Source organism: Luteibacter aegosomatissinici (assembly GCF_023078495.1).
Classification (GTDB): domain Bacteria; phylum Pseudomonadota; class Gammaproteobacteria; order Xanthomonadales; family Rhodanobacteraceae; genus Luteibacter; species Luteibacter aegosomatissinici.
On record NZ_CP095742.1, the window covers coordinates 3,952,514 to 3,978,259 of the forward strand.

The 25,746-nt window shown below is 65.8% G+C and carries 22 protein-coding genes; 10 read left to right on the forward strand and 12 right to left on the reverse strand.

Translation table 11 applies throughout. From position 1 onward, the window contains the following. Positions 1 to 16: 16 nt before the first annotated feature. The 3 genes from purL to xerD form a co-directional block, all read right to left on the reverse strand. Positions 17 to 3,880, reverse strand: a complete 3,864-nt coding sequence (gene purL, locus L2Y97_RS17825) for a phosphoribosylformylglycinamidine synthase (RefSeq protein ID WP_247429287.1) — start codon at positions 3,878 to 3,880, stop codon at positions 17 to 19. 183 nt (positions 3,881 to 4,063) lie between these two features. Next, entirely contained in the window at positions 4,064 to 4,813 is a 750-nt protein-coding gene (locus L2Y97_RS17830; protein WP_247429289.1) for a DsbC family protein, read from the reverse strand. A gap of 92 nt (positions 4,814 to 4,905) precedes the next feature. Continuing rightward, positions 4,906 to 5,820 (reverse strand): site-specific tyrosine recombinase XerD, encoded by a 915-nt coding sequence (gene xerD / locus L2Y97_RS17835; RefSeq protein ID WP_247429292.1) that lies wholly within the window; start codon positions 5,818 to 5,820, stop codon positions 4,906 to 4,908. A gap of 67 nt (positions 5,821 to 5,887) precedes the next feature. On the opposite strand from xerD, the gene L2Y97_RS17840 reads away from it, so the two are divergent. Beyond that, positions 5,888 to 6,379, forward strand: a complete 492-nt coding sequence (locus L2Y97_RS17840; RefSeq protein ID WP_247429295.1) for an RDD family protein — start codon at positions 5,888 to 5,890, stop codon at positions 6,377 to 6,379. On the opposite strand, the gene L2Y97_RS17845 is transcribed toward L2Y97_RS17840, so the two are convergent. Together L2Y97_RS17845 and L2Y97_RS17850 are read right to left on the reverse strand one after the other, a co-directional pair. Further along, positions 6,372 to 8,369 (reverse strand): hypothetical protein, encoded by a 1,998-nt coding sequence (locus L2Y97_RS17845; RefSeq protein WP_247429297.1) that lies wholly within the window; start codon positions 8,367 to 8,369, stop codon positions 6,372 to 6,374. The genes L2Y97_RS17840 and L2Y97_RS17845 overlap by 8 nt on opposite strands. An 84-nt stretch (positions 8,370 to 8,453) precedes the next feature. Continuing rightward, positions 8,454 to 9,464, reverse strand: coding sequence for a hypothetical protein (locus L2Y97_RS17850; protein WP_247429300.1), 1,011 nt, complete (start codon positions 9,462 to 9,464; stop codon positions 8,454 to 8,456). A 190-nt stretch (positions 9,465 to 9,654) separates the two neighbouring features. Here L2Y97_RS17850 and fusA point away from each other — a divergent pair, with 190 nt between their 5' ends. After that, a complete protein-coding gene (gene fusA / locus L2Y97_RS17855; protein ID WP_247429303.1) occupies positions 9,655 to 11,694 on the forward strand; it encodes an elongation factor G in 2,040 nt (679 codons plus the stop codon). Between the two features lie 108 nt (positions 11,695 to 11,802). On the opposite strand, the gene L2Y97_RS17860 is transcribed toward fusA, so the two are convergent. Further along, positions 11,803 to 12,282 carry an SET domain-containing protein gene (locus tag L2Y97_RS17860; protein ID WP_247429305.1) on the reverse strand — a complete coding sequence of 160 codons (480 nt, stop codon included), beginning with the start codon at positions 12,280 to 12,282 and terminating at the stop codon, positions 11,803 to 11,805. A gap of 151 nt (positions 12,283 to 12,433) precedes the next feature. Between L2Y97_RS17860 and L2Y97_RS17865 the strand changes: the two genes are divergently transcribed. From L2Y97_RS17865 to L2Y97_RS17875, 3 genes are all read left to right on the forward strand, one after another. Beyond that, positions 12,434 to 12,925, forward strand: coding sequence for a hypothetical protein (locus L2Y97_RS17865; protein ID WP_343218377.1), 492 nt, complete (start codon positions 12,434 to 12,436; stop codon positions 12,923 to 12,925). Positions 12,926 to 12,958: 33 nt separating this feature from the next. Then, complete coding sequence (locus L2Y97_RS17870; RefSeq protein WP_247429308.1) at positions 12,959 to 14,737, forward strand: acyl-CoA dehydrogenase C-terminal domain-containing protein; 1,779 nt, start codon at positions 12,959 to 12,961, stop codon at positions 14,735 to 14,737. Positions 14,738 to 14,916: 179 nt separating this feature from the next. Continuing rightward, complete coding sequence (locus L2Y97_RS17875) at positions 14,917 to 15,393, forward strand: GNAT family N-acetyltransferase (RefSeq protein WP_247429311.1); 477 nt, start codon at positions 14,917 to 14,919, stop codon at positions 15,391 to 15,393. 116 nt (positions 15,394 to 15,509) lie between these two features. Here the strand turns inward: L2Y97_RS17875 and L2Y97_RS17880 are convergent, their stop codons facing one another. After that, positions 15,510 to 16,271 (reverse strand): SapC family protein, encoded by a 762-nt coding sequence (locus L2Y97_RS17880; RefSeq protein ID WP_247429314.1) that lies wholly within the window; start codon positions 16,269 to 16,271, stop codon positions 15,510 to 15,512. A gap of 268 nt (positions 16,272 to 16,539) precedes the next feature. On the opposite strand from L2Y97_RS17880, the gene L2Y97_RS17885 reads away from it, so the two are divergent. Both L2Y97_RS17885 and dxs read left to right on the forward strand, forming a co-directional pair. Next, positions 16,540 to 17,142, forward strand: a complete 603-nt coding sequence (locus L2Y97_RS17885) for an HNH endonuclease (protein ID WP_247429317.1) — start codon at positions 16,540 to 16,542, stop codon at positions 17,140 to 17,142. Positions 17,143 to 17,219: 77 nt separating this feature from the next. Then, positions 17,220 to 19,115 carry a 1-deoxy-D-xylulose-5-phosphate synthase gene (gene dxs / locus L2Y97_RS17890; RefSeq protein ID WP_247429320.1) on the forward strand — a complete coding sequence of 632 codons (1,896 nt, stop codon included), beginning with the start codon at positions 17,220 to 17,222 and terminating at the stop codon, positions 19,113 to 19,115. 24 nt (positions 19,116 to 19,139) lie between these two features. Here the strand turns inward: dxs and L2Y97_RS17895 are convergent, their stop codons facing one another. The 4 genes from L2Y97_RS17895 to prmC all read right to left on the reverse strand — a co-directional run bounded on the left by L2Y97_RS17895 (position 19,140) and on the right by prmC (position 21,859). Further along, positions 19,140 to 19,853: a hypothetical protein gene (locus L2Y97_RS17895; protein WP_247429323.1), complete on the reverse strand. Its 714-nt coding sequence runs from the start codon at positions 19,851 to 19,853 to the stop codon at positions 19,140 to 19,142. 31 nt (positions 19,854 to 19,884) lie between these two features. After that, positions 19,885 to 20,265 carry an Imm8 family immunity protein gene (locus L2Y97_RS17900; protein WP_247429325.1) on the reverse strand — a complete coding sequence of 127 codons (381 nt, stop codon included), beginning with the start codon at positions 20,263 to 20,265 and terminating at the stop codon, positions 19,885 to 19,887. Continuing rightward, positions 20,255 to 20,956 carry a hypothetical protein gene (locus L2Y97_RS17905; protein WP_247429328.1) on the reverse strand — a complete coding sequence of 234 codons (702 nt, stop codon included), beginning with the start codon at positions 20,954 to 20,956 and terminating at the stop codon, positions 20,255 to 20,257. The genes L2Y97_RS17900 and L2Y97_RS17905 overlap by 11 nt, the downstream gene beginning before the upstream one ends. Positions 20,957 to 21,031: 75 nt before the next feature. Further along, complete coding sequence (gene prmC, locus L2Y97_RS17910) at positions 21,032 to 21,859, reverse strand: peptide chain release factor N(5)-glutamine methyltransferase (protein WP_247429329.1); 828 nt, start codon at positions 21,857 to 21,859, stop codon at positions 21,032 to 21,034. A gap of 39 nt (positions 21,860 to 21,898) precedes the next feature. Between prmC and L2Y97_RS17915 the strand changes: the two genes are divergently transcribed. Beyond that, positions 21,899 to 22,753 (forward strand): alpha/beta hydrolase, encoded by an 855-nt coding sequence (locus tag L2Y97_RS17915; protein WP_247429332.1) that lies wholly within the window; start codon positions 21,899 to 21,901, stop codon positions 22,751 to 22,753. Between the two features lie 42 nt (positions 22,754 to 22,795). Beyond that, on the forward strand, positions 22,796 to 23,503 hold the full coding sequence (locus L2Y97_RS17920; RefSeq protein WP_247429335.1) for a TIGR02117 family protein: 708 nt from the start codon (positions 22,796 to 22,798) through the stop codon (positions 23,501 to 23,503). A gap of 70 nt (positions 23,504 to 23,573) precedes the next feature. On the opposite strand, the gene L2Y97_RS17925 is transcribed toward L2Y97_RS17920, so the two are convergent. Next, positions 23,574 to 24,455 carry a phytanoyl-CoA dioxygenase family protein gene (locus tag L2Y97_RS17925; RefSeq protein WP_247429337.1) on the reverse strand — a complete coding sequence of 294 codons (882 nt, stop codon included), beginning with the start codon at positions 24,453 to 24,455 and terminating at the stop codon, positions 23,574 to 23,576. Between the two features lie 212 nt (positions 24,456 to 24,667). Here L2Y97_RS17925 and L2Y97_RS17930 point away from each other — a divergent pair, with 212 nt between their 5' ends. Beyond that, positions 24,668 to 25,744, forward strand: a complete 1,077-nt coding sequence (locus tag L2Y97_RS17930; protein WP_247436881.1) for a Gfo/Idh/MocA family protein — start codon at positions 24,668 to 24,670, stop codon at positions 25,742 to 25,744. Positions 25,745 to 25,746 lie beyond the last annotated feature (2 nt).

Below are 25,746 nucleotides of genomic sequence, written 5' to 3' on the forward strand. Positions count from 1 at the left end.
TCGCTTGCCGCCTGGCTCAACCGACCCAGGCTCGCGCGTTGCGGAACATGCGCATCCAGGGCGAATCCTCGCCCCACTGCTCCGGGTGCCAGCTGAGCTGGGCACTGCGGAACACGCGCTCCGGGTGCGGCATCATGATCAGCACGCGACCATCGGCGGCGGTGAACGCCGTGAGGCCTCCCGGCGAACCGTTCGGGTTCAGCGGGTAGTGCTCGGTGGGCTTGCCGCGGTTATCCACGAACCGTGCGGCGCCATGGCTCTTGGACGGGCTGCACACCTTGGGGAAATGCACCCGGCCTTCGCCATGCGCCACCGCGACCGGCAGGCGCGAGCCGGCCATGCCACGGAAGAACAGGTTGTTCGATTCCATGACCTCGACCGTGGCCAGGCGCGCTTCGTACTGCTCCGACTGGTTACGCAGGAACTGCGGCCAATGGTCGGCATCAGGGATGATGTCCTTGAGCTGCGACATCATCTGGCAGCCGTTACACACGCCGAGGGCAAACTTGCTGCCATCCTCGAAGAAGCGGGCGAACTGTTCGCGCAACGCGTCGTTGTAGAGGATGGAGGTGGCCCAGCCGCGGCCGGCACCGAGCACGTCACCGTACGAGAACCCACCGCAGGCGGCGAAGCCGCGGAAATCCTTCAGGTGATGGCGCCCGGTCGCCAGGTCGGTCATGTGCACATCGACCGCGTCGAAACCGGCGCGGGTGAACGCCGCCGCCATTTCCACCTGGCCATTAACGCCCTGCTCGCGCAGGATCGCCACGCGCGGGCGTACGCCCGTCGCGATGTACGGCGCGGCAATGTCGTCAGCCGGATCGAACGTGAGCTTCGGCGAAAGGCCCGGATCGGCGTCGTCGAGGCGCCACTCGCTTTCCTGGTCCGCGCTGAGCGGGTTATCACGCAGGCGCTGCATGGCGTAGCTGGTTTCGTTCCAGGCGCGGAACAGCTCGGTCCAGTTCCACTTGAACGGCGTTTCGCCATTCAGGTGCAGCTTGATGCCTAGCTTCTCCTTCGGCCGGCCCACGTTGTGGGTCATGCCCGCCAGGTTGTGCTTCACCAGCAGCTGCTCGAATGCCTCGCGGTTGGCCGAGGCCACCTGCACGACGGCACCCAGCTCTTCGTTGAACAGCGCACGCAGCGTCGCGTCGGCCCAGCCATCCAGGCGGATCTCGAGACCGCAGCGGCCGGCGAAGGCCATTTCCAGCAACGTGACAATGGCACCGCCATCGGAACGGTCGTGGTAAGCCAGCAGCAGGCCGGAGCGGTTCGCTTCCTGGATCAGCTCGAACATGGCGCGCAGGCGCTTTGCATCGTCCAGATCGGGAGGCACGCCGCCGCCGCGGTTGAACACCTGGGTGAGCGCGGAACCGCCGAGGCGGTCGCGGCCTGCACCGAGGTCGATCAGCCACAGGTCGGTATCACCGCGATCGAGCTTCAGCTGCGGCGTGAGCACGCGGCGCACATCATCGACGCGGGCGAAGCCGGTGATCACCAGCGATACCGGGGAGACGGTCTTCTGTTTCTTGCCCGCCTCGTCGGTCCACACCGTGGACATCGACAGCGAATCCTTGCCGACTGGAATGGCGATATCGAGCTCCGGGCACAATTCCATGCCGACGGCGCGTACGGCGTCGAACAGCGCGGCATCTTCGCCCGGGTGGTTCACCGCGGCCATCCAGTTAGCGGACAGGCGCATTTCCTCAAGCTTGAGCGGTGCGGCCGCCATATTGGTGATCGCTTCACCCACGGCCATGCGCGCGGCGTCCGCGCTGGAGAGCAGCGCCACCGGGGCGCGCTCGGCCATGGCCATGGCTTCGCCGGTATAGCCTTCGAAGTCGGTCATGGTGACGGCGACATCGGCCACGGGCACCTGCCACGGGCCGACCATCTGGTCACGCGCGTTAAGGCCGCCCACGGTGCGATCACCGATGGTGATGAGAAAGTTCTTCGAGCCCACGACCGGCAGGCGGAGGACGCGCATGAGCGCTTCATCCATGCCGATGCCGGTCAGGTCGGCCACGAGATCGACACGCGGCTTCACACGCTGTGCGTCACGGTGCATGCGCGGCGGCTTGCCGAACAGCACATCCATGCCCAGGTCGATCACGGTGAGGTCGCGGCGCGGGTCGCGCACGATGAGGCGGGCTTCGGCGGTCGCTTCGCCGACGACGGCGAACGGGCAACGTTCGCGCTTGCAGTACGCCTCGAACTCCGCGATGTCCTCGGGCCCGATGGCCAGGACGTAACGCTCCTGCGATTCGTTGCTCCACACCTGCATGGGCGAAAGCGTCGGGTCGTCGCAAGGCACCTTCGACAGATCGATGATGCCGCCGACGCCCGCGTCGTTGAGGATCTCGGGAATGGCGTTGGAAAGGCCACCTGCACCCACGTCGTGGATGCTGACGATCGGGTTCTTCTCGCCACGTGCCCAGCACGCATCGATCACCTGCTGCGCGCGACGCTCCATTTCCGGGTTATCGCGCTGCACCGAGGCGAAATCGAGTTCCGCGCTGGAGGTGCCCGACGCCACCGACGAGGCAGCACCACCGCCCAGGCCGATGAGCATGGCCGGGCCACCGAGCACGATGACCTTGTCGCCCGGGCGCACATCGCGCTTCTGCACGTGCTGCTCGCGGATCGCGGCCAGGCCGCCCGCCAGCATGATGGGCTTGTCGTAGCCGCGGCGGATGCCCTTCTCGCCCGTTTCCTGTTCGAACGTGCGGAAGTATCCACCCAGTGCCGGGCGGCCGAATTCGTTGTTGAACGCAGCGGCGCCGAGCGGGCCATCGCGCATGATTTCGAACGCGGACGCCATGCGCGGCGGCAGCGGACGCGCGGTTTCCCACGGGCGCGGCGTGCCCGGGATACGCAGGTGCGACACCGAGAAGCCGGTGAGGCCCGCCTTGGGCTTGCCGCCGCGGCCGGTCGCGCCTTCATCACGGATTTCGCCGCCGGAACCGGTGGCGGCACCAGGCCACGGCGCGATGGCCGTGGGGTGGTTATGCGTCTCCACCTTGATCGCGTACGGCGCGGCTTCCTTCACCGTGCGGAACACGCCATCGTCGGGGTTCACGAACAGGCGGTTGCCCTCGTAGCCCTCGACCACGGCCGCGTTGTCCTTGTAAGCGGACAGCGTGAACTTCGGCGAATGCTTGTGGGTGTTCTTGATCATGCCGAACAGGGAGTTCTCCTGTTCCTTGCCATCCAGCGTCCAGGTGGCGTTGAACACCTTGTGGCGGCAATGCTCGGAGTTCGCCTGGGCGAACATCATCAGCTCGGCATCGGTGGGCGCACGGCCCATCTCGCTGTAGCGCTCGGCCAGGTAATCCACTTCATCGGCAGCCAGGGCCAGGCCCAGCTCGCTGTTGGCGGCATCCAGCGCGGCGTGGGCGTCATTGCCCAGCTCGATCCGGCCAATATCACCGGGGGTGCCGGCCAGGAACAGGCCGGCGGCATCCGCCAGCGTGGACAGCGGCGACTGCACCATGGGGTCGCAGAAGGCGGCCATGACCTGGGCGTACGCCGGATCGGTGGCGGCCGGCATGCCGGTGACCTGCCAGGCCACGCCCCGCTCGATGCGGTGCACGTTGAAACCGGCCCCGTGGGCGATATCGGTGGCCTTGCTGGACCACGGCGAGATGGTGCCCAGGCGCGGGACGACCCAGAAGCTGGCCGGCTCGGGGTTACCCGGCTTGGCTTCCAACATGGCCAGGAGGCGCGCTCGCGCGTCGCCTTCCGGCGGCGTGGCGGCATCCACGAAATACACGAACCAGGCCGCCTGCACGCGGGTCCCGTGGTACAGGGACTCCAGGTGGGCGTTCAGGCGTTCGAGGCGAAACGGCGAGAGGGCGCTCTGCCCGTCGAGTGCGATCATGCGGGGGGATAAGGCGCTGGAGGAAAACGCCTATTCTACATGATGTTGCGGGACAGCATCGGGGCTACCCTGATGCCGTAGGAGCCCACCCTGTGGGCGACATCTTTTCGCGATAAGGTTCAGGACCTGTCGCGCCCCGCGAAAAGACATCGCCCACAGGGTGGGCTCCTACCGTGGAATGGCTCAGCCGCCCTTGATGGTGCCGGCCGGTGCGTTCACGGCCTTCAGCAGCTGGGCCGGGGTGAGGTAACCACCCACGACATCGCCATTTTCAGTGACGACGGTGGGGGTGCCGTTCACGCCCAGGCGCTCACCCAGCTCGAACTCGTCCTTCACCGGGTTGGTGCAGGTGGCCGCCTTCACCGAGCCGCCCTTCATGGCTTCGTTGAACGCGTTTTTCCGGTCCGAGGCACACCAGACCGAGACGGCCTTGGTGTACGAGGGCGTGTCGTTACCCGCCGTGGTCTTGATGCCTTCGCGAGGCCAGAACACGTATTCCACGGCGATGCCCTGCTTGTTGAACTCATCGATCTGCGAGTGCAACTGGCGGCAGAAGCCGCAATCCACGTCGGTAAACACCGTAACCGTGTGCTTGGGGTTCGCGGGCGAATAAATCAGCCGCTGCGATGCCGGCACCTTGGCCAGCTCAGCCTTGCGCGTAGCGGCCCAGCTCGCGGCGGAAAGATCGGTCTGGCTCTTCAGGTCGATCAGGTTGCCGTTGAGCATGTAGCGGCCATCGGCGGTGACATACACCATGCGACCCGAGGCCACGACCTGGAAGAAACCGGGCATGGGCGACGGTGTGATGCTATCGACCTTGATGCCGGGGCCGAGGCCCTCGACCGCAGCGCGAACGGCCTTGGTGTCATCGGCGGCGGCCGCCGTCATGGCGAACACACCGGCCAGCAGTGCCGGGAGGATTTTCTTGAACATGGGGTACGGCTCCATGGGGTACCGGGGGGAGTTCACGGCCGTGTTTGGAACGCGCGGCACGCGATCGGTTCCCCCGATTGTGGCACGGCAGGTTATCCGCGGGGGTGATGCTGGGCGTGAAGGCGCTTCAGGCCTTCCTTCGCCACCAAGGTGTAGATCTGCGTGGTGCTGAGCGCGCTGTGGCCCAGCAGCATCTGCAGCGCGCGCAGGTCGGCGCCGTGGTTGAGCAAATGCGTCGCGAACGAATGCCGTAGCACGTGCGGCGAGACGCGCTTGCCCGGGATGCCCACCTGCATCGCGTAACCCTTCACCAGGGTCCAGAACTGCTGGCGGCTCATGGCGCTGCCGCGACGCGAGAGGAACAACGCGAGCGGCTGGCCGTGGCCCTGCGCCAGCCCGGGCCGCGCCTCGGCGAGGTAGCGCTCGACATGCGCCAGCGCTTCCTCGCCCACCGGCACAAGGCGATCCTTCCCGCCCTTGCCCGTGACCCGCAGCACGCCCTGGCGCGGATTAAGACCGGCCAGCGGCAGATCGACCAATTCCGAAACGCGAAGGCCCGAGGAGTACATCAATTCGAGCATGGCGCGATCGCGCAGGCCCAGCGGCGTCGTGGTATCGGGCGCGACGATCAGCGCCTCGATCTCGCGCTCGGCGAGCGCCTTGGGTAGCCCGCGCGGCATCTTCGGCCGCTGCATGAGAAGGGTGGGATCTTCGCGCTTGCCCTCATCGCGGGCCATCTGCGCGTAGAAACGCCGGAATGCGGATTGCCGCCGGGCCATGCTGCGCACGGAAACCGGCTGGCTGCCGTGGTACGCGGAAAGGTCTTCGCGCGTGGCCGTTGCCAGTGTATGCCCGCGCCCCTCAAGCCAGCGCGACAGCTGCGCCAGATCACGCCGATACGCCTCGAGCGTGCGATCGGCCAGGCCATCTTCCGACCACACACGCTCGATAAAGCGATCAATGAGACGCGCGTCAGCGCCGCCAGGTTCCGTGCTTCTTTCCTTCATGCGCCGATGGTCGCACGAGCATGCAAGGAAAACCCATAATGGCCCGAGCACACCACCGCGAGGCCGCATGAGCACGCCCACCCTACCCGCCCCAGCCTGGCGCCGCTTTGCGGCGATCGTTTATGACGTGCTTGCGGTGGTCGCCATCGTGATGGTAGTGGGGCTGATCGCGCAGATGGCGACCGGTGGGCATGTGGCCGACGACAAGGGACACATCGTGGCGTGGTGGTACCAGCCGCTGCAGGCCCTGGTGGTTGCGGCGTATTTCCTGTTCTCGTGGACGCGGGGTGGACAGACGCTGGGGATGCGGCCGTGGCGTATTCGCGTGGTGACCCGCGAAGGAAACGCCGTGGATCTGAAACGCGCCCTGGTGCGCGTCGTCGTGGCGGGCCTGCCCGTGCTGTTGCTGATGCTTTATGCCGTGACGTCGTTGCAGGTCGCCTTGTGGGCACCGCTGATCGGCTGGGCGGTGATCCTGTTGCCATCGCTGTTCGATGCGCGCCGCCGCGGCCTGCACGACATGGCCGCGGGTACCGAGATCCGCCCGCTCGCTACTTGAACTGATCGCTCGCGGGTACCCATGAGCCGTTCGCCTGGGGCGCGGCCTGCACGTTGATCTTGATGGTGGGTTCGCAGCCTGGCGGCAACGGGCCGCCGGCGACGCGCGCCGTGGTGCAGAACGCGGTGTTGTCGATCGGTTGCGGCACCGTGGCCACGGTCGTTGCGTTCGCGGGCGGCAGGTTATCCGCCAGCGGTTTCGATGCCATCGTCTGGTTCTTCACCAGCTTGTCAGGCTCGGATGGCTTGGGCGGCGGATCGCCGCCGCAGCCCAACGTGAATAGCGAGATGGCCTGCTTCATCGCGCCACCGGAGACGCCCGGACCGGCCGTGCAGTTGATGCGCACGCCGCGCGGCAATGGCACGGTGAACTTCACCGTCGTCGCTTCCACGCCGTGGCGCAAGGCGGTGTCGACCGAGCTCTCACCCTTGGGCGTCCACGCATCATCAAAACGCGTGGACTTGTAGTCGATGTGCACCCGGGCACCATTCTGCGGTGTCACGTTGCCGCGTGGCTTCAGCTCCACGTACGCACCCACCTGGCCGGCCTTGTCGCCCTGCCCGCCTGCCACGCCATCGGCGCGTTGCGAGGTACCGTTTGCGCCGGTCAGGCGCTCGCCCTCGTCAGCCCCCTTCGCGGCGCCTGGCTTGCCGGTATCGGCAGCGGCGCCGGGGGTGTTCGTGCCTGCGTTCGCCGCGGTGGATTCACCGGCGGCCGATGGCGCACCCGGCTCGCCCTTGCTCGGCGCAGCGCTGTTATCGGCAGCGGCCTTGCCTTGCTCGTTCTGCGCCTGTGCCGTGGATTCACCCGCGGCGTTATCGCCTGGCGCCTGACCCGGTGGCGCAGGGTTGGTGTCTTCGCCGGCAACCGGGCGCTGAAGTTCACCCGGCGTGACCTCGGGGGCCTGGATCGTCGGGCGCGACACATCGGCGACGGGCGCGGAGAGGTTCGCCTTCGCCGTGGCATCGGGCAGCGGCACGGCTTCCAGCTCAGCGTCGGCCTCCACGGCGGGCGCGCGTACCGTCTCAACAGCCACCTTGGGCGGCACGGGGCTCGGCACATCCGCGGTGACCTTGGGTGCCGGCGGTGCGGTCGGCTCCTGCGCAATCGCGGGTAGCGGCGTGTCCTGCGGCGTGGGCGGTGCCGACGATTCCTGCACCTCGGGGCGCGGCACGGACGCCAGCGTCATCGTGGTGGTCGGTACCGGCGTGGTTTTCTCGGCCGTGATCTGCGGTGGCGTGGGCGTTACCGCCGGCTGCGATGCCGGGATCGGCGGAAGCGATAGCGAGGCGGGCGGCGGCATGGGTGCCGTGCCCTCCACCTGGGCCTTGCGCACGGGCTCGGGCTGGAAGCGCGGCGGCACGACTTGCGGCTTCGGTGTATCGACGGCCAGGTCCGGCGGCGCAGGCGTCGGCACGGGCACCTGTTCCAGATCCCGCTGCTGCGGGGGCGCCGTCGGCTGCACCAACGGCTTCTCGGCCACGGCCTGCACGCTCGGCGGCGGCGCGGTGAGCTTCACGTCGGGCTTCACCTGCGGCGGCGGCGCCACGGGCACGGCGATGGCCGGCAAGGCCTTGTCGGCGGATGCGGTAGCGGCGGCATGCGAACCGCGCGAAGCGCGGCTGGCGACGGACTTGCTGGTGGCCTGCTTCGCCTTCGCGACCGGCGCCTTCGACGGCGTACCGCGAACAGGCGGCACAGGCGGTGGTGGCTTGTCGATCAACCGGACCTGGAGCGCATCCGGGTTATCCAGGTCATCGGGCGGTGGCGGCAGCACGTTGTACGCCGGCCCCAGGATCATGCCGAACAGGAACACCAGGTGGATAAGCAGCGTACCGACCCAGCCGGCGATGCGCCGGCCGCTGGGGCTTGGCTTCTGGCGCAGCTGGCGGCGGTAGACGAGCGCGTGCATTGCCGCATCGCGCGGCGACACGGGCAGCGTGGGTTCGCCGGCCTCGCGCTCGCTGTCCGGTGTGTAATGGGTAGGCATTGGGCGGTAGTGTCTATGGTGCGTGGGTCACGCACAATCGCCTTCGTGCAGGCTGCGGCCCGCCCATCGCGCGCAAGCGCGCTCCTACAGGCCCGTGCGGCGTTGCTCTTCGGCCTTTTCCTGGTCGATCGCTTTCAGGGGAACGTCGCTCGGGCAGCCCTGGGGGAGTGGCTTGTCGGCACGGAACGCAGCGATGCATTCGGCTTCGCTCGGTGGCTTCACCACATCCGGGCCATCCGCCAGCGCGTGCGCCGGTGCCATGTTGAGGCGCCCATCGGCCGACTTCGGCGGCGGCTTCGGCGGATCCTCGCCACGGCAGCCCACGGGCAGGACAAAGAACACCGTCGCGCAATTGATCCGCGTGCCGCCCACGTTCACCTGCTTCTTCAGCGTGGTGTTTTCCATGACCTTGCGCAGTCCGCCATTCACGATGTTCTCATCGCGTGGCGCCCAGTCCTTCTCGAAACGGGTTTCCTTGTACGTGACCGGGCCCTTGTGGGCCATGACCCCCGCATCGTCCGTTGGCTTGCGCGCAACGAAGTCGGCCTGGGTGGCTGGTGCTGCCGACGCCGGCGCCGGGCCGGTGTCGATCTGGCCATTCTTCCCGTACAGATGGAGCGCGGGGTTGGGAGCCGCCGGGGCTGGCACCGCCACGTTTTCGGCAGGCGGCGTTTCCTTCGGCGGCTCCTTGGGCTTGGGCGGCTCGGGTCGCGTGGCCTCAGGGGAGCGCACCTTCGGCGGCGGCTCACTGACCGGGGGCGGCGGCGGGACGTTGGCTTGTACGGGCGGCGGCGTGGGCTCGATGAAGCGCACCTCGAGCACATCGTCCTTATCGTCGGGTACCGCATAGCCGACCAGCGGCCGCGGCTGCATTTCGTAGCGCACCAGCAGGATGATCAGGATATGCAGGATCAGGGTGCCGACGATCGCCAGCGTGGAGCGCACCGGATCGTGCGGCGGCTTGCGCTGCCGGATGGCGCGCAGGGCCGTGATCGTGGCCGGATCGATGGGGTGCAGCCCATGGCGCCGCGTCGCCTCCGGCGGTAGCCGGTGCGATTCGACGTGCGGCGGTGGCGCCTTGCCTGGGTATTGCACGCTGGGGGGACGTCCCGATCGGGCCTGAGGGGAAAGCTGTACAGCTTAGCGCGACGGCCTGACCGCACCTTAAGCCTGCGCCTACAGACACCGCCCTCGAAAGAAGATTCCCGTACCCCTTGATTCCCGCCACCAATCGGAGAAGGCTTGGAAGGACGGGGGGACCGCCATCCTTAGGGAGGGTCGCATCGTGTCGCCATCCACGGAACGCATCCGCAGCCTGTCACTTGCCGGCCACGCCGGGGCCGGCAAGACCACCTTGTTTGAAGCCATGCTCCACGCCGGCGGCGCGCTCAACAGCATGGGCAGCGTGGAAAAGGGCAGTACCGTTTCTGATAACGACCCCATGGAACGCGCCAGGGGCCACTCGATCGATGCCTCGATCGCCTCGATCGAGCGCAACGGCTTCCGAATACACCTTGTGGACACCCCAGGCTACGCGGATTTCCGCGGGCCAGCACTGGCCGCCCTCGCGGCCACCGATACCGTCGCCATCGTGGTGAATGCGGCGAACGGCATCGAGCACGGCACGCGCAGCATGATGGCGCATGCGAAGGAGCGCGGCCTGGCCCGCCTGCTTATCGTCAACCGGATCGACGCCGAAGGCGTGAATCTCTCGGCGCTGGTGGATGATCTTCGCGCGGAGTTCGGCAACGAATGCCTGCCCGTGAACCTGCCAGCGTCACAGGGACACGCCGTGCGCGATGCTTTTTTCCAAAAGGGCGGCGATAGCGATTTCTCCTCGCCGGGCGAAGCGCACCAGCAGCTGATCGACCAGGTCGTGGAAATCGACGACGGCGTGATGGAGCACTATCTCGACAAGGGTGAGGACGCCCTGACCGCCGCCGAACTCCACGATGCCCTCGAGCATTGCCTGCGCGATGGCCACCTGGTGCCCATCGTGTTCACCAGTGCGCGTGATGGGGTCGGCGTGGCGGAACTGCTTGAGCTGATCGAGCGCATCCTGCCCTGTCCCAACGAAACGAATCCACCGCCGTTCCATGATGACAAGGGCATTCGTTTTGACGTGGCAGCAGACGCCGGAAAACATGTCGTCGCCGATGTGTTCAAGATCGTCAACGATCCCTTTGTCGGGAAACTGGGCGTGTTCCGCGTGTGGCAAGGCACCGTGCGCAAGGATTCGCAGCTACTGGTCGACGACGGGCGCAAGCCGTTCAAAGTGGCGCACCTGTTCCGCCTGAAAGGCAAGGATCACGTCGAGATCGACGAAGCGCTGCCAGGCGATATCGTCGCGGTCGCCAAAGTGGACGACATCCACTTCGATGCCGTGCTGCATGATGCGGCCGATGAAGGACGCATCCACCTGCAGCCATGCCCGTTCCCCGCCCCCATGTTCGGGCTGGCCGTGGAGCCAGCGCACAAGGGGCAGGAACAGAAGCTCGCACAGGCCCTGGCGCGGCTCGCCGAAGAGGATCCGTGCTTTGTCGTGGAACACCATGCCGAGGTGAACCAGACGGTCATCCGCGGCCTCTCCGACCTGCACCTGAAATTGATGCTCGAGCGGATGAAGTCGCGCTATGACGTGGAAGTGATCACGCACCCACCGCGTATCGCCTACCGCGAGACCATCGGCGGCAAATCCGAAGGACACCACCGGCACAAGAAGCAGACCGGCGGCGCAGGCCAGTTTGGCGAGGTATTCCTCCGCGTCGAACCGCTGGAGCGCGGCGCCGGGTTCGTGTTCTCGGACGACACCAAGGGCGGGGTGATCCCCAACCAGTTCATGCCGGCGATCGAGAAAGGCATTCGCCAGGCCATGGATGCCGGCGCCGTGGCGGGATACCCGATGCAGGATGTGCGCGTCAGCGTCTACGACGGCAAGCACCACCCAGTGGATTCGAAGGAAGTAGCTTTCATCAGCGCCGGCCGCAAGGCGTTCCTGGATGCGGTATCGCGAGCGCGGCCCGTGGTGCTGGAACCCGTGGTGGACCTGGAAGTATCGATCCCCGATCCGTCGGTGGGCGATGTGACCGGCGGCCTCGCCTCACGGCGCGCGCAGATCATGGGCACGGATTCACTGCGTGGCGGGGAGACCCTGATCAAGGCCCGTGTGCCGCTGGCGGAGCTGGCGGATTTCCCGACCCAGCTGAAGGCGATGACGGGAGGCCAGGGGCGCTATGCCATGGACTTCAGCCACTACGACACGGTGCCGCCGGGTGTGCAGAAGAAACTTGTGGAGGCGTGGAAACCCAAGGCTGAAGACGATTAAGCCGGTACGGCCTGGACGGCCCCTGCAGGAGCGCGTTTGCGCGCGATGGGCGTTACCGAAAGCCCCATCGCGCGCAAGCGCGCTCCTACGAGAACCGGCCGGCGTGGGTCAGGCCGCCTTGCGCTTCGGCTTCAGCATGGTGCCGATGCACTTGGGCGAGCCGCAGCGGCAGGCCCAGATCTTCTTCAGGCGCGCCGTGTACGGCATATCGATGGTGATGCCGTAATCGTAGGTCAGCTCTTCGCCCGGGGCGATATCGCGGATGGCCTCGATCATCACCTTGTCTTTCTTCGAGTCCTTGCCCGGTTCGTCTTCCACGATGACGGCCTGGCAATTCGGGTCGCAACCGTAGTTGATCCAGCGCGCGGTATTGCCGTGGCTGTTGCCATCGACGATCCACTTGTCGTTCAGCGTGAACAGGAAGGTGTGGCCGGTTTCACCGCCATCGCCGTACTTCTTGTCGGCCTGGGCGTGGGTAATGCGATCGCCCTTGTATTCGACGACATCTTCGCCGGCCTTGATCGGCGCGGTGGCGAAAACGCCATTGCCATGGATGGGGGAGCGGCGCGCAACAATGCGTCGGGTCATGGGTAAATAGTCGTCATGGAAGGCAAACACGGATGATGCCTGCTCGGCCCGCGCTTGGGAACCGCGTTTCAAACGCCGTCTCGCGCTGGAAGCCCGCGCGGCGCTACCATCGAACGAGTGTTCGATGCCCCAAGCCCAGGGAATGACCTTGATGCGACGCTTTCCGATCCTCCGCGTAATGGCCCTTGCCGGTGTGGCCCTGCTCGCCGCCTGCGGGCCACCGAAGAAGAGCGTGTTCCCGCCCGCGGTCACACTCACGGAGGTCTCCGCGAAGCCTGGCGGCACCTGGCATGTGACCCTGCGCTTGCGCAATAACAGCTACGGCGGCATGTCGTTCGATCGCATCCAGGGCACCTTGCAGGTGGGCCAGCTGGGCGGCGTGCTGCTCGATGCGAACATCAGCCAGGACATTCCCTCCTTTGCCGCCGATGTCACCCGCATCGACATCCTGCCGACACCGGAGATGTCGAAAGCGCTGGCCGAACTGGCCGCCAAGGGCAGCGGCGGCGCCCTGCCCTACACGATCGAAGGCCAGGTCACGGGCACCCCGGAAAAAGAAGACAAGCCACGCACCTTCCCGGTGCACGGCAGGAGCTGGCTATCGCCGGTGCCCGGCATCCCCGATACCTACCGCTCGCCCTGATCCCCTACCCAGCCCTATTCGCCAGGATCCACCATGACGATTTACAAAGCCCCGCTCAATGACATGCGCTTCGCGCTCTACGACGTGCTCGGCGCCGAGGCCGTGCTCGCCCGCCTCGAAGGTGGCGAAGCCCACAACCGCGAACTGTTCGATGCCGTGCTCGATGAAGCCGCCCGCTTCAACGAACAGGTGCTCGCTCCGCTGAACGCTTCCGGCGATGCCGAGGGCTGCCATTACGACAAGGCCACCGCGACGGTGACCACGCCGAAGGGCTTCAAGGAGGCCTACAAGCAGTACGCCGAAGGCGGCTGGGCCGGTCTCACCGCCGATGAAAAATGGGGCGGCCAGGCACTGCCGGCGGTGCTCGGCGCGCTTACCAAGGAAATGATCGACTCGGCCAACCTCGCCTGGGGCATCTACCCGCTGCTCTCGCACGGCGCGACGGATGCACTCGAACACCACGGTGATGCATGGCAACAGGAAACCTTCCTGAAGCCGCTGGTGGAAGGCCGCTGGACCGGCACCATGTGCCTGACCGAGCCGCAGGCCGGCTCCGACCTGGGCCTGCTGAAGACCCGCGCCGAGCCGAATGCCGATGGCAGCTACAGCGTGACCGGCACCAAGATCTTCATCAGCGCGGGCGAGCACGATTTCGCCGAGAACATCATCCACCTCGTGCTCGCGCGCCTGCCGGATGCGCCGGCCGGCAGCCGCGGCATCTCCATGCTGGTGGTGCCCAAGTTCAAGGTGAACGCCGATGGCTCGCTGGGCGAGCGCAATGGCGCGGCCGCGGGTGCGATCGAACACAAGATGGGCATCAAGGGCTCGGCGACCTGCGTCATGAACTTCGACGGCGCGCAGGGCTGGCTGATCGGCCCGGCGCACAAGGGCCTCATGGCTATGTTCACCATGATGAACGCGGCGCGCCTGGCCGTGGGCATCCAGGGTCTCGCCGTCTCCGAGCGCGCCCTGCAGAACAGCCTGAACTACGCGCGTGAGCGCCTGCAGATGCGTGCCCTCTCGGGCCCGAAGCTGCCGGAAAAGCCGGCCGACCCGCTCACCGTGCACCCCGACGTGCGCCGCATGCTGCTCACCCAGCGCGCGTTCGTGGAGGGTGGCCGCGTGCTGGCCGCTTACGCCGCACTGCAAAGCGATATCGAATCGCGTGATGCCGATCCGCAGGCACGCAAGCAAGCCGGCGAACTGCTTTCGTTCCTGATCCCGATCGCCAAGGGCCTGCTTACCGAGGCCGCACAGGAGTGCACCAAGGAAGCCCTGCAGATCTTCGGCGGCCACGGCTTTATCGCCGAGCACGGCATGGAGCAGTTCGTCCGCGATGCCCGCATCATCACCCTGTACGAAGGCACCACCCAGATCCAGGCACTGGACCTGCTTGGTCGCAAGATCGTGCAGCTGCAGGGCGCCGGCCTGAAGCACTTCCTGGGCGAGATCTCGGCGTTCTGCCACGCCAACGCGGCCAACGATTCGGTCAAGGCCTACATCGCGCCGCTGGCCACCGCGGCCAAGGCATGGGGCGACCTGACCCTCGAGATCGCCAGCAAGGCGCAGGCCAACCCGGAGGAACTGGGCGCGGCCGCGGTCGATTACCTCTACTACTCCGGCTACATCACCCTGGCCTACTTCCTGGCCCGCAGCGTGTTGGCCGCCGAGGGCAGCAGCCTGCTCAATGCCGAGGGCAAGCAGGCCAAGCGCGACACGGCGAACTTCTACTTCGCCCGCATCCTGCCGCGCATCCACCTGCACAAGGCCGCGATCGACGCGGGCGTGGCGACCCTGCCCGAGGTGTTGTAAGGGGGTAAGGCGGCCGCCTGCGGCCTGGGAGTCGCCGCCACGGGCGGCTGGAAATCGTCAGCAGGATCGCGGGCTGGGCGCGCGCGATCCTGCTGACGCTTCACACTTTACCCATTACGCCCTTGGGTGTAGAACTGAACGGGCCCGGACCTCCCAAGCCAACCACGGTTCCCGAAACGATGAGCGACCCAGCGTTCCTGATTCGTCTCGCCGAGAGCGACGATGATGATTTCATCCTTGGCCTGGTCCACCGGTTCATCCACTTCCCGCTGCCGAACGGCCGTACCAAGACCGATTGCCTGAAGGGCATTGAAGCGGACCTGGTGCGCCATCTCGACGAGCAGCCTTCCAACAGCTACATCTTCATTGCCGAGAACGACGACGGCGACGCGGTGGGGTTCATCCACCTGCAGAAGACCAAGGATTTCTTCACCCACCGCGACAACTGCCATATCTCGGATATCGCGGTGGATGAGCGGTACGAGGGCTCCGGCGTCGGCCAGGCCATGCTCGACCATGCCTACACCTGGGCCAAGGAACATCGCTGCCAGTTCGTGACCCTGGCGGTGTTCCCCGGCAACGAGCGTGCACGCGACCTCTATACCAAGCACGGGTTCGATACCGACCTGGTGCGCATGGCACGGCCGGTACGCTGAGGCCCGCCCTGTAGGAGCGCGCTTGCGCGCGATAAGCCAGCGAAGCGGAAACGCCGGAACAAAAAAAGGCCGCCCCATGGGCGGCCTTTTGATTTCGCACTGCGGCGAATCAACGATCAGGCGTTGGCCTTCGCGCCGTCTTCCACCGTCTCGCGCTTGTCCAGGCGAGCCGCCATGCGGTCGATGTTGGCCAGCGACACCAGGTGCGCGTAGATCCAGCCGAACGCGCCTTCGCGCAGGAATTCGCCGGCGACCTTGTCGTCGAGCTTGCGCAGCTTCTCTTCGTTGATCACGAACAGGCCGTTGAGGTTGATGCCACGGCCTTCCTTCTGCAGCGTGATGGTGCGCTCCTCCAGCAGGCCGTGCTCGCGCAGCTTGCCCATGAACCACTGGGTGCGGGCCACGTGGTCCTGGAACTCGCCCAGGAAGTTCACGGCGTTGGTGAGGGCCGGTGCATCGGTGCCGTCTTCGTTGAAGAGGCGCTCGCCTTCGGTCTCGTTGAAGCCTTCGTAGGCCTCATCGAGGAACACGGTGAAATCGTCACCCTCGGTGCCGGCCGGCTTCTCGGCCAGCACGAACGGGTAGCGGCGGACGAACGCCGGGATGTAGATGCCCTGCTCCCAGAAGCCGTTCTCGCCGACCAGCAGGTTTTCACCCTGGCGCAGGCCGAGCAGGGCCATCGGGCCCGCGTCCTCGATGCTGTTGCCAGCGAACAGGATGGGGAAATCGCGGGCGGCCGGGGCGAACTCGACGCCCGTGAGCGGGACGGAGTGGGCCTTGGCGGCGAAATGGATGTTGTTGACGGCCTTCAGGCGAAGGTCGCGATGGGTCGTACGGTTCAGCGCAACCGGACGCTCGTAGAAAAGCACTTCAGCCACTTTCATTCCCTCTGGGACCCGCCAGGCCTGGGAAGCCACCCCGGCCCCCCTTCCAAACCCTGCGGGCTCTTATCGAACGCCCACTATATCAGCGCCGGGTGACAGGAAAAGCCCCGCAAGAAGCGTACCGGTGCCGTGCTTTTCTGTAGCAATAATGGGCTATGCTCGGGCCAACGCCCCTTGTGGGGCGGGGCCGGACACTGGCCCGCACGGAGTTCGGCTTGCTGGAACGCTCTTTCGCGCACGTGAAGGACGAGACTAGATGACGATGGAAGTGCTCCAAGAGGACCTCCCCAAGGTGGCGGCGTTGCACGCCACCCGGGTCCTTTCGCTCGACGCATCAGGGCGCATCCTGGACTGGATCAGCTGGCAAGATGCCGTTTGTCTGTATGTCCGGGGGGTGGTGGCCTGGACCCTGGGCGATCCCTGCGTCACCGTTCGCGGCGGCATCAGCCGGGCCTCGGGCCTGCGCAGCAGCCTGGAACTGCACCCGATCGTGGCCAGCACCGGCCACTGCCGGGACCATGCCATCGACCCGGCCCCGGCGCTCACCAATACCGCCCTGTTCGCCCGCGACCGGCATATCTGCCTGTATTGCGGCCACCAGTACACCCGCCATGAGCTCACCCGGGACCACGTGGTGCCGCTCTCCAAGCGGGGTGCCGATGAGTGGGAGAACGTGGTCAGCGCCTGCCTGGCCTGCAACCTGCGCAAGAGCAACCGCACCCCGCAGCAGGCGAACATGCCGCTCCTGGCCGTGCCCTACCGGCCCAGCTGGGTGGAGCACCTGATCCTCTCCAACCGCAATATCCTGGCCGACCAGATGGAGTTCCTGGTAAGCCACCTGCCACGGGACCGCCGCCCCGGCTGAACCCTGCCCGCCTTTTGCCCGCAAGGATTCACACCCCGTCCCTTGCCCCAGCCCCGCTCAGGGCGAACAATACGGGTATGAACGACCTTTCCCATTACCCCTATCTGGCGCAGATCAACTCGCCGGAGGATCTCCGCCGTTTCCCGGCGGAGGAGCTGCCGGCCATCGCCGATGAGCTGCGCCGTTACCTGATCGAGGCCGTGGCCTCGTCGGGCGGCCATTTCAGCTCGGGGCTGGGCGTGCTGGAGCTCACCGTGGCCCTGCACCACGTGTTCGAGACCCCGAAGGACCGCCTGGTCTGGGATGTGGGCCACCAGTGCTACCCGCACAAGATTCTCACCGGCCGCCGCGACCGCATCACTACGATCAAGAAGAAAGACGGCCTGGCCCCCTTCCCGCGCCGCGACGAGAGCGAGTACGACACTTTCGGTGTCGGCCACTCGTCCACGTCGATCTCGGCTGCGCTGGGTATGGCCATCGCCTTGCAGCGCCGTGGCGACAACCGCAAGGTCGTGGCCGTGATCGGCGATGGCGCCTTCACCGCGGGCATGGCCTTCGAAGCCATGAACCATGGCGGTGACGTCGAGCCGAACATGCTGGTGATTCTCAACGACAACGGCATGTCGATCAGCGAGAACGTGGGCGCCATGACCAAGATGGCGGCCCGCGCCATGTCCAGCCGCACGCTCAATGCCTGGCGCGAGCGTGCGAAGAAGGCCATGCCGCGCGAATCCTTCTTCGGCCGCTTCTTCAAGCGCTGGGAAGAACACGCCAAGGGCATGTTCGTGCCGTCGACGCTGTTCGAAGAACTGGGCTTCCATTACACCGGCCCCATCGACGGTCACAACATGGGCCAGTTGGTGCAGGCGCTGGAGATGGTGAAGGATCTGCCCGGTCCGCAGCTGCTCCACGTCATGACGACCAAGGGCAAGGGCTACGAACCTGCCGAAAAGGCGCAGATCGATTACCACGCCGTGGGTCCGTTCGACCCCGTGGCCGGCCTGGTGAAGAAAGGTGCGCCGGCCAAGCCGACCTACACCGACATCTTCAGCGACTGGCTCTGCGACCAGGCCGCCGCCGATGAGCGACTGCTGGGCATCACCCCCGCCATGCGCGAGGGCTCGGGCCTGGTGCGCTTCTCCAAGGAATACCCGCAGCGCTATTTCGACGTGGCAATCGCCGAGCAGCATGCGGTGACGCTGGCCGCCGGTATGGCCGTCGAAGGCGCCAAGCCGGTCGTCGCGATCTACTCGACATTCCTGCAGCGCGCCTACGACCAGGCCATCCACGACGTGGCCCTGCAGAACCTCGACGTGACCTACGCGATCGATCGCGCAGGCGTGGTCGGCCCCGACGGCGCCACGCACTGCGGCAGCTTCGATATGTCGTTCCTGCGCGTGCTGCCGAACATGGTGATCATGGCGCCGGCCGATGAAAACGAATGCCGCATGATGCTTAGCACGGGCTATGCGTATAACGGCCCCGCCGCGATCCGTTACCCGCGCGGTACCGGCCCGGGCGCCAAGATTGCCGAAGGCCTGGAAACCCTGCCGATCGGCAAGGGCGAGGTGCGCCGCCGCGGCCACCATGGGCTCGCCATTCTTTCGTTCGGCACCATGCTGGCACCTGCGGCCATCATCGCGGCCGAAGTGGATGCGACGCTCGCCAACATGCGTTTCGTCAAGCCGCTCGATGAAGAGCTGATCCTGGAACTGGCGCGCACGCACGAAGCGTTCGTCACCATCGAGGACAACGCCATCGCCGGCGGTGCGGGTGCGGGCGTGGCCGAGTTCCTGGCGTCGAAGGGCATCACGATTCCCATCTTCCACCTGGGCCTGCCCGACGAATACCTCGAGCACGGCAGCCGCGAGGAAGTGCTGACGATGGCCGGGCTGGATCTGCCGCAGATCCGTGCGGCGATTCGTGGGCGGTTCCCGCAGTTCGTGGCGACGGCGGTGGCTAGCGCGGGTTAACCGCGTTAGTTGCCGTATCACGCCTCACGGCGTCTGGTCGGGCGGCGTGATGTGAAAGCGCAATGCGAGTTCGGTGCCCGTCGCGTCGTCGAAGGTATAGGCGTGAATGACGCGTTCAACCGCGTCAATGGCGGCGGGTTTTGGATAAGCCTCGACGACACGAATGTTCTCCGCGCGCTGATCCTTTCCTACCGTGAGCAGCACCGTCGCACACGCGGCATCAACGTCAGGACGCCATGCCTCCGGCGGTAGTGAAAAGGGCCGGGTGACGATGACGGAGCGCGCCCCTTCGGCCGCTAAGGCGTCATACCTGGGATCGCCGCACGCGCTCGCCGACGATGAAACGTTCGCCGTTTCGCGCGTAAGCGCCAGTACGAAGCCGTCACGACGGAAGGTAATGATCTGCCACGATCCGTGATCCTTGCTGGAGGATCCCACGACGTCGCCGGCGATCTGGAATGGCATGAGATCCGTCGCCCATTTCGAAACGGTCCCTTGCAAGCGGCGACCTGCGACACGGCCCTTTACAACGTAATTGAGCGAGCCATCCGTCCCGTCGCGCAGATCCAGTTCGAACCGGTCACCGGTCAGTACCAGTACTCCCTCACCCTGGGTGGAATGCCAGCGATTGACGCCCGCGCTCAGGGTTCGCCAATACCACGTACCGGTAATGGCACGCGACCCCGGCGGTGGGTCGCCATGACTCCACACTCCCGAGGAAGCTGCGAGCAGGGCCATGATTGCGCCCCATCGCATCACCCGACGCGGGTTAGCCGCGTTCAGACCGCACACCCTGATATTCATCGAACTCCCATTGGCCGAAGCGGTTCAACTGCGCAGCGATATCGTCCCATGTCGCCCCCGAACAACGGGCCGTAAGGCGTTCCAGCAGGCGTTCGATTTCGGTGTAGTCGTAGTCGAAGAGAATGATCATGCCCCGTGCGAAGGATGATGCGGGAAACGTTCCATTTTCGAAGCCACGTTGCATCCATGTGGGTGAGCACGCCAGGAAGGTGAAGGTGTCGCCGCCGACATCCCCTAGCGGGCCGAACTCGGCATAGAAGCTCACGCCAAAATCGCCCGGCTCGTCTGGCTCGAACGCTTTCATGTCGACATCGCCACTGTAGATGGCCTTCAGCTCAGCTCGCATGCCCTTCTCCCCCCGCGTCCCCGCATCGCCACCGGGCTATTCCCGCCAGGACCTTTCGATCCGTTGCTTCGACGAAGCGAGAGCTAATGACGCCGTTGTAGAAGTCATAGCGAACCTGCATCGCTCCCTCGCGGAGGTCGCGTGAGCAGGCAAAGGCGACCTCGCCAGAATCGCCCACCTGTGTCTCCTTGACGCCATCACACTCGGCCAAGACGACGCTTGCGGAATCCAGTGCCGGCTCGCCCTCCGCACCAATTCGCCAGTAGGCCGTAGCCGTGGTGCCCCTGCTTCGGTCAGCGATGGCGAGAATACGGCCGGCGGGGTCATCACCATCGGGGTACACACGGTAATCGTGCCGCGCGAGCGACGCCACCATGCTGTCGTAACGCCCACCGCCGCGCTGCCAATCGGCCCAGGTACGGCGGGAAACGCTATCGAGTGGACCGACCGTGCCTGCGGCCACGTTCGCAGGCACGGCACAGTCACCTTTGTACGTAGAACCGCATCCGCGGAACGCAAAGCCACCATCATCTTCGGCGATATCCGACGTCAACCATAGCGGCGCTTCGATAGCGTATGCATCAGGCACGCAGAAGGCGCCGCGCGCGCCGGCGAATGCGTAACGGTGGGTATCCGAACAAGCGGCGATGGTGGCGATGGCGGCGAACAACAGACAACGGCCAAGTGACACGGTGCGTCCCCCCTGCCTCCCCTAAGGCATTCGCACGATACGCGGGTTAGCGCGGTTGGCGCCAGCGCCTCGCCGTCATATCTGTAGCGAAGGGCGCCGGGCACCCGTGACGCGGTCGCGCTCTTCCAGATCGCGTAGCGTTGATACATCCACCCACGCTGACGGACTGAATAAGGCGCGTGCCTCCCCACCCTGGTTCCAGCCGTGCTCGAACAGCAGCCACCCGGCTTCGGCCAGGTGGGCCGGCGCGCCGGCAATGATCTTGCGAATATCGTCCAACCCGTCCGCGCCCGAGGCCAGGGCGCTCATGGGTTCAAAGCGTAGATCGCCCTGCCCCAGGTGCTCATCGGTGTCTTCGATATACGGTGGATTGCTGACGATGACATCGTAGGTCTCGCCGGTGACGGGGGCGAACCAGTTGCCATGAAAGAAGGTGACCTTCAGGCCGAGCGCACGCGCATTGCGTTGCGCCACCTTCAATGCCGCTTCGCTGGCATCGACGGCGTGCACCGTCGCATCGGGCCGCTCCTTCGCGATGGCCAGGGCAATGGCGCCGCTGCCGGTGCCCAGGTCGAGCAGGCGGCCGCCTTCCGGCAGGCGGGCCAGCGCAAGTTCGACCAGCAGCTCCGTCTCCGGGCGCGGGATCAGCGTCGCCGGGGTGACTTCGAGCGGCAGTGACCAGAAGTCGCGGCGGCCGGTGATGTAGGCCACGGGTTCGCCCCTCGCCCGGCGGGCCACCAGTTCATTGAAGTGGGTTTCGTCGGCGGCGGCCAGCGCATCCTCTGCATGGGCGAAGAACCAGGCCCGGTTCACCCCCAGGGCGTGCGCCAGCAACAGCTCGGCCTCCAGGCGGTCACCCAGGGCGTGGCTGGCGGTACGCAGGATCGTGCGGATATCGGTCATCGGCGCATTCTACCGGCCGGGCGCACCTACAATGCGCCCATGCGCCTCATCCTCATCGCGGTCACCCTCCTCTGCCTGACGGCCTGCCGGGCGACCTTCTTTGCGAGCATCAATGCGACTCAATCGGGGGAAGGTGTGATCGCTCACGATGGCCTGGTTTACGACCCGACGCACCACCTGGCGCTTGACGTCTACGCCCCGGCGCACGCCGAGCACGCGCCGGTCGTCGTGTACTTCTTTGGCGGGGACTGGCAGGAAGGGAAGCGCCAGTGGAACCGCTGGATGGGCGAAGCGCTGGCAAAGCAGGGGGTTGTCGCCGTCGTGCCTGATTACCGGCTCTGGCCCACGGTGGGCATGGCAGGTTTTCTCACCGATGCGGCCAACGCCGTGCGCTGGGCGCACGATCACGCCGCCGAGTTCGGTGGTGCGCCCAACAACCTCTTCCTGATGGGGCACTCCTCCGGCGGGCACGTGGCGGCGATGCTGGCAACCGATCGCCAGTGGCTGGCGAAGGTAGACATGCAGCCGAGGGACCTGTCTGGCTGGATCGGCGTGGCCGGCACGTACGATTTCCTGCCGATCGACGATGATGCTGATTACGTGGGCATGTTCGGCACCACACGTGAGCAGCAAGTCGCGTCGCAGCCGGTGAATTTCGTGACACCCGGTGCGCCACCCGCGTTGCTGCTGCAGGGGGAGGACGATACCGAAGTCTTCCCTGCCGAGGCGATTTCAATGGCGTCACGATACGACGATGTCGGTGAGCCCGCGGAGTTGCGGCTCTATCCCGGCGTTGGCCATGAAGCCCTGTTACTGGCGTTCGGCCCCATGAAGCAGCGCGCCAGCGTGCTGGCCGATACGATCGATTTCATTCACCGATATCCCGGCCATTGAACGTGAACGCGTGATCACGCCATGACGCGCAACGGAGGGAGCATGACCCGCGGACGCCGCGTCTTGCGCTGTCTGTTTGTCCTCTTCCTTGGCGTCATTGCAGTTCCGCTCACCTACCTGCTCGCCGCCCTGCTGCTCGCCCTCATCCCCGTCAATCGGGACTGGCGACCGCCCCTGAATGGTACGGTCGTATGGTTGACCACCAACGGCGTGCATGCCGGCTTTGCAGTGCCGGCGCGGGACGTGGCCATGGACTGGACGGGCTTCTTTCCGCCGACGCATGCACGGGCGCCGCGCGAGATTCGCGCCGGTGACGTGGCCTACATCGGCTGGGGCGACCGCACCTTCTTCCTCAATGTGCCGACTTGGGGCGACCTCAAGGCATCGACGGCGCTCTACGCACTAAGTGGATTCGACCAGACGGCCATGCACGTGGAATACGGACCGCCGCCCGTCGAAGGCGCGAACGCGCGCCGCCTGGTGCTTACCCACGAGCAGTATGTTCGCCTGGCCGCCTATATCCGCGCCAGCACGCAGGTCGGCAAGGACGGCAATGCATTATGGATCCGTGACCATGCCTACAGCGATACGGATGCCTTCTACGAAGGCACGGGACACTACAGCCTGTTCGTCACGTGCAACCAATGGACGCGTGATGCGCTGAGCGTGAGTGGTGTGCGGGTGCCGGCATGGTCGCCGTTCGACAAACCACTGCTCTACCAGGTCGGCCGAGGCATGCGCGCCCTGTAGGAACGCGCTTGCGCACGATGGGTACTCGTCGCGAGGTGGCATCGCGCGCAAGCGCGCTCCTGCAGAGGCATCAGTACTTCCTGCGGCCTTCCGCGTTGCCTCCGCGCGCCGCATCAAGCACCTCCGGGTACGGGTAGTTCAACCCGAGCAACTGCTTGATATTCGGACTCGCCGCTTTCACGAAGGCTTCCGGCAACGCGGCCGGCAGGTCTTCCATCGGCTTGATGAACTTCGGCAGGTACTGGGTGATGATCGCCGAGCGATCGATGGTACTGCGATTGGGCATGGCGCAATGCCACACGGCACCGAAGAACACGACCGTATCACCCGCTTCACCCAACATGCGCTCGCAACGGTCGAAGAAGCGATCGGCGTCATCCGGGTAGCGCAGTTCGCGCTGCGTGCCGGGGACGTAGGCCGTTGCACCCGTTTCCTCGGTAAACGGGTCCAGCATGATCGTGACCTGCCCGTTCAACGGAAACGACGAGTTGATTCGTACCGGATGTGTTTCCGGCGAATGGAAATCCCAATAGGGGTAATCGATGTGTGGCTCCTGCCCCGGACCACCCGGCAGGATGCGGTTCGCGGCAATGGAGCCCATGATGAATTCCGTACCCAGGAAGGCACGCATCACTTTCATGATCACCGGGTGCGCGGCCATGCGCGAAAAGATGTCGCCCTTGGCCAGCAGGTTCCACACGCGGCGTTGGAGCTGGATTCGCCCTGCCTTCTCCGCGTCCCCCTGGAAATGGGTGACCTTGGCGCCCCGATCATCGGCATTGGATTCGCGCATGACGATGTCGCGCGCTTCCGCGATTTCCGCCTTGCTGAACAGGCCGCGCAGCGTCACGGCACCGGCACCCTCAAGCAGCTCCCGGACGATGGCATCGGTATCGAGGTTGGCCTCGGTGAACACGGGCGGGACGACGGCGGACTGGCGGACGGCGTTCATGGCGGGTCTCCGGCCGCGGATGGCGGCGTCAGGGCGGCGATGGGGGTTACGCTAGGCCATTTTGCAAGCGCTTGCAAATTGCAGTGCAGCATCGGCAGTATCGGGGTGTCCGTCGCCTTGGGCGGCTATCGCGCGCAAGCGCGCTCCTACTGAAAGCATGCATGGGACTTCACATGGCGGAGCTGAGGGTTGGGTTGATCGGCGCGGGATATATGGGCAAGGCGCACACAATCGCCTTGCAGTCGGTGGGCGCTGTCTTTGAGACGGGGCTGCGGCCACGTTGCGAAATGATCGCGACCTCCACGGCAAGCGGCGCGGCTGGAAACGCGTCACGATGGGGATGGAAACGCTCCACCGGCGATTGGCGCGTGCTGGTGGCCGATCCCGAGATCGATGCGGTGATCATCGCCACGCCGCCGCGCACGCACCTCGAGATGGTGTTGGCTTGCGTAGCCGCAGGCAAACCGGTGCTTTGCGAGAAGCCGCTGGGCTGCGACGCTGCCGAATCGCTACGCATGGTCGAAGCGATTGAGCAGGCCGGCCTCGCCAATATGGTGGGCTTCAACTACATCCGCACACCGGCCAGCCAGCTGGCAAAACAGATCATTGCCTCGGGTGAGATTGGCGACGTGATCCAGGTGACCGCGGAGCATGTCGAGGATTACCTCCACGACCCCGCCCTACCCGCTTCGTGGCGCACGCGCATCAGCACCGGCACCGAGGCCGGTGCGCTCGCCGATGTCGCGCCGCATATCATCAATGCCTCCCTGCGCCTGGTGGGACCGATAAGCAGCCTGGTTGCCGATACACAGATCGTCCACGCCAAACGGCCCGGCCCGCAGGGACCGGAGGCGATCGAGAACGACGACCAGGGCCAGATGCTGTTGCGCTTCGCCAATGGCGCCAGCGGCAGCCTGAGTTTCAGCCGCGTCGCGGCGGGGCGGAAGATGGGCTACACCTACCGGATCACAGGCACGAAGGGCGCGCTGTACTTCGACCAGGAAGATCAGAACGCACTATGGCTGTACGACGCCTCACGCGAACCTTCACGACGCGGCTTCCAGAAACTGCTGATGGGCCCCGCCCACCCCGATTACCTGGCCTTTAGCCAGGGCGTGGGCCATGGCACCGGGTACAACGATCAGATCGTGATCGAACTACGGGACTTCCTGCGTGCGGTGGAGACCGGCGAGACAGTGTGGCCGACATTCCGGGATGGGTATGAGGTAGACAGGGTCGTGGCGGCGGCGTTGGTCTCGGCCCGCGAGCGTCGCTGGGTCGATATCTGAAC

What these genes read in the sequence shown, in the direction of transcription:
- purL (WP_247429287.1), bottom strand. Translation starts at nt 3,880, where the DNA reads ATGATCGCACTCGACGGGCAGAGCGCCCTCTCGCCGTTTCGCCTCGAA.
- L2Y97_RS17830 (WP_247429289.1), bottom strand. Translation starts at nt 4,813, where the DNA reads ATGTTCAAGAAAATCCTCCCGGCACTGCTGGCCGGTGTGTTCGCCATG.
- xerD (WP_247429292.1), bottom strand. Translation starts at nt 5,820, where the DNA reads ATGAAGGAAAGAAGCACGGAACCTGGCGGCGCTGACGCGCGTCTCATT.
- L2Y97_RS17840 (WP_247429295.1), top strand. Translation starts at nt 5,888, where the DNA reads ATGAGCACGCCCACCCTACCCGCCCCAGCCTGGCGCCGCTTTGCGGCG.
- L2Y97_RS17845 (WP_247429297.1), bottom strand. Translation starts at nt 8,369, where the DNA reads ATGCCTACCCATTACACACCGGACAGCGAGCGCGAGGCCGGCGAACCC.
- L2Y97_RS17860 (WP_247429305.1), bottom strand. Translation starts at nt 12,282, where the DNA reads ATGACCCGACGCATTGTTGCGCGCCGCTCCCCCATCCATGGCAATGGC.
- L2Y97_RS17865 (WP_343218377.1), top strand. Translation starts at nt 12,434, where the DNA reads ATGCGACGCTTTCCGATCCTCCGCGTAATGGCCCTTGCCGGTGTGGCC.
- L2Y97_RS17870 (WP_247429308.1), top strand. Translation starts at nt 12,959, where the DNA reads ATGACGATTTACAAAGCCCCGCTCAATGACATGCGCTTCGCGCTCTAC.
- L2Y97_RS17875 (WP_247429311.1), top strand. Translation starts at nt 14,917, where the DNA reads ATGAGCGACCCAGCGTTCCTGATTCGTCTCGCCGAGAGCGACGATGAT.
- L2Y97_RS17885 (WP_247429317.1), top strand. Translation starts at nt 16,540, where the DNA reads ATGGAAGTGCTCCAAGAGGACCTCCCCAAGGTGGCGGCGTTGCACGCC.
- dxs (WP_247429320.1), top strand. Translation starts at nt 17,220, where the DNA reads ATGAACGACCTTTCCCATTACCCCTATCTGGCGCAGATCAACTCGCCG.
- L2Y97_RS17895 (WP_247429323.1), bottom strand. Translation starts at nt 19,853, where the DNA reads ATGGCCCTGCTCGCAGCTTCCTCGGGAGTGTGGAGTCATGGCGACCCA.
- L2Y97_RS17900 (WP_247429325.1), bottom strand. Translation starts at nt 20,265, where the DNA reads ATGCGAGCTGAGCTGAAGGCCATCTACAGTGGCGATGTCGACATGAAA.
- prmC (WP_247429329.1), bottom strand. Translation starts at nt 21,859, where the DNA reads ATGACCGATATCCGCACGATCCTGCGTACCGCCAGCCACGCCCTGGGT.
- L2Y97_RS17915 (WP_247429332.1), top strand. Translation starts at nt 21,899, where the DNA reads ATGCGCCTCATCCTCATCGCGGTCACCCTCCTCTGCCTGACGGCCTGC.
- L2Y97_RS17920 (WP_247429335.1), top strand. Translation starts at nt 22,796, where the DNA reads ATGACCCGCGGACGCCGCGTCTTGCGCTGTCTGTTTGTCCTCTTCCTT.
- L2Y97_RS17925 (WP_247429337.1), bottom strand. Translation starts at nt 24,455, where the DNA reads ATGAACGCCGTCCGCCAGTCCGCCGTCGTCCCGCCCGTGTTCACCGAG.
- L2Y97_RS17930 (WP_247436881.1), top strand. Translation starts at nt 24,668, where the DNA reads ATGGGCAAGGCGCACACAATCGCCTTGCAGTCGGTGGGCGCTGTCTTT.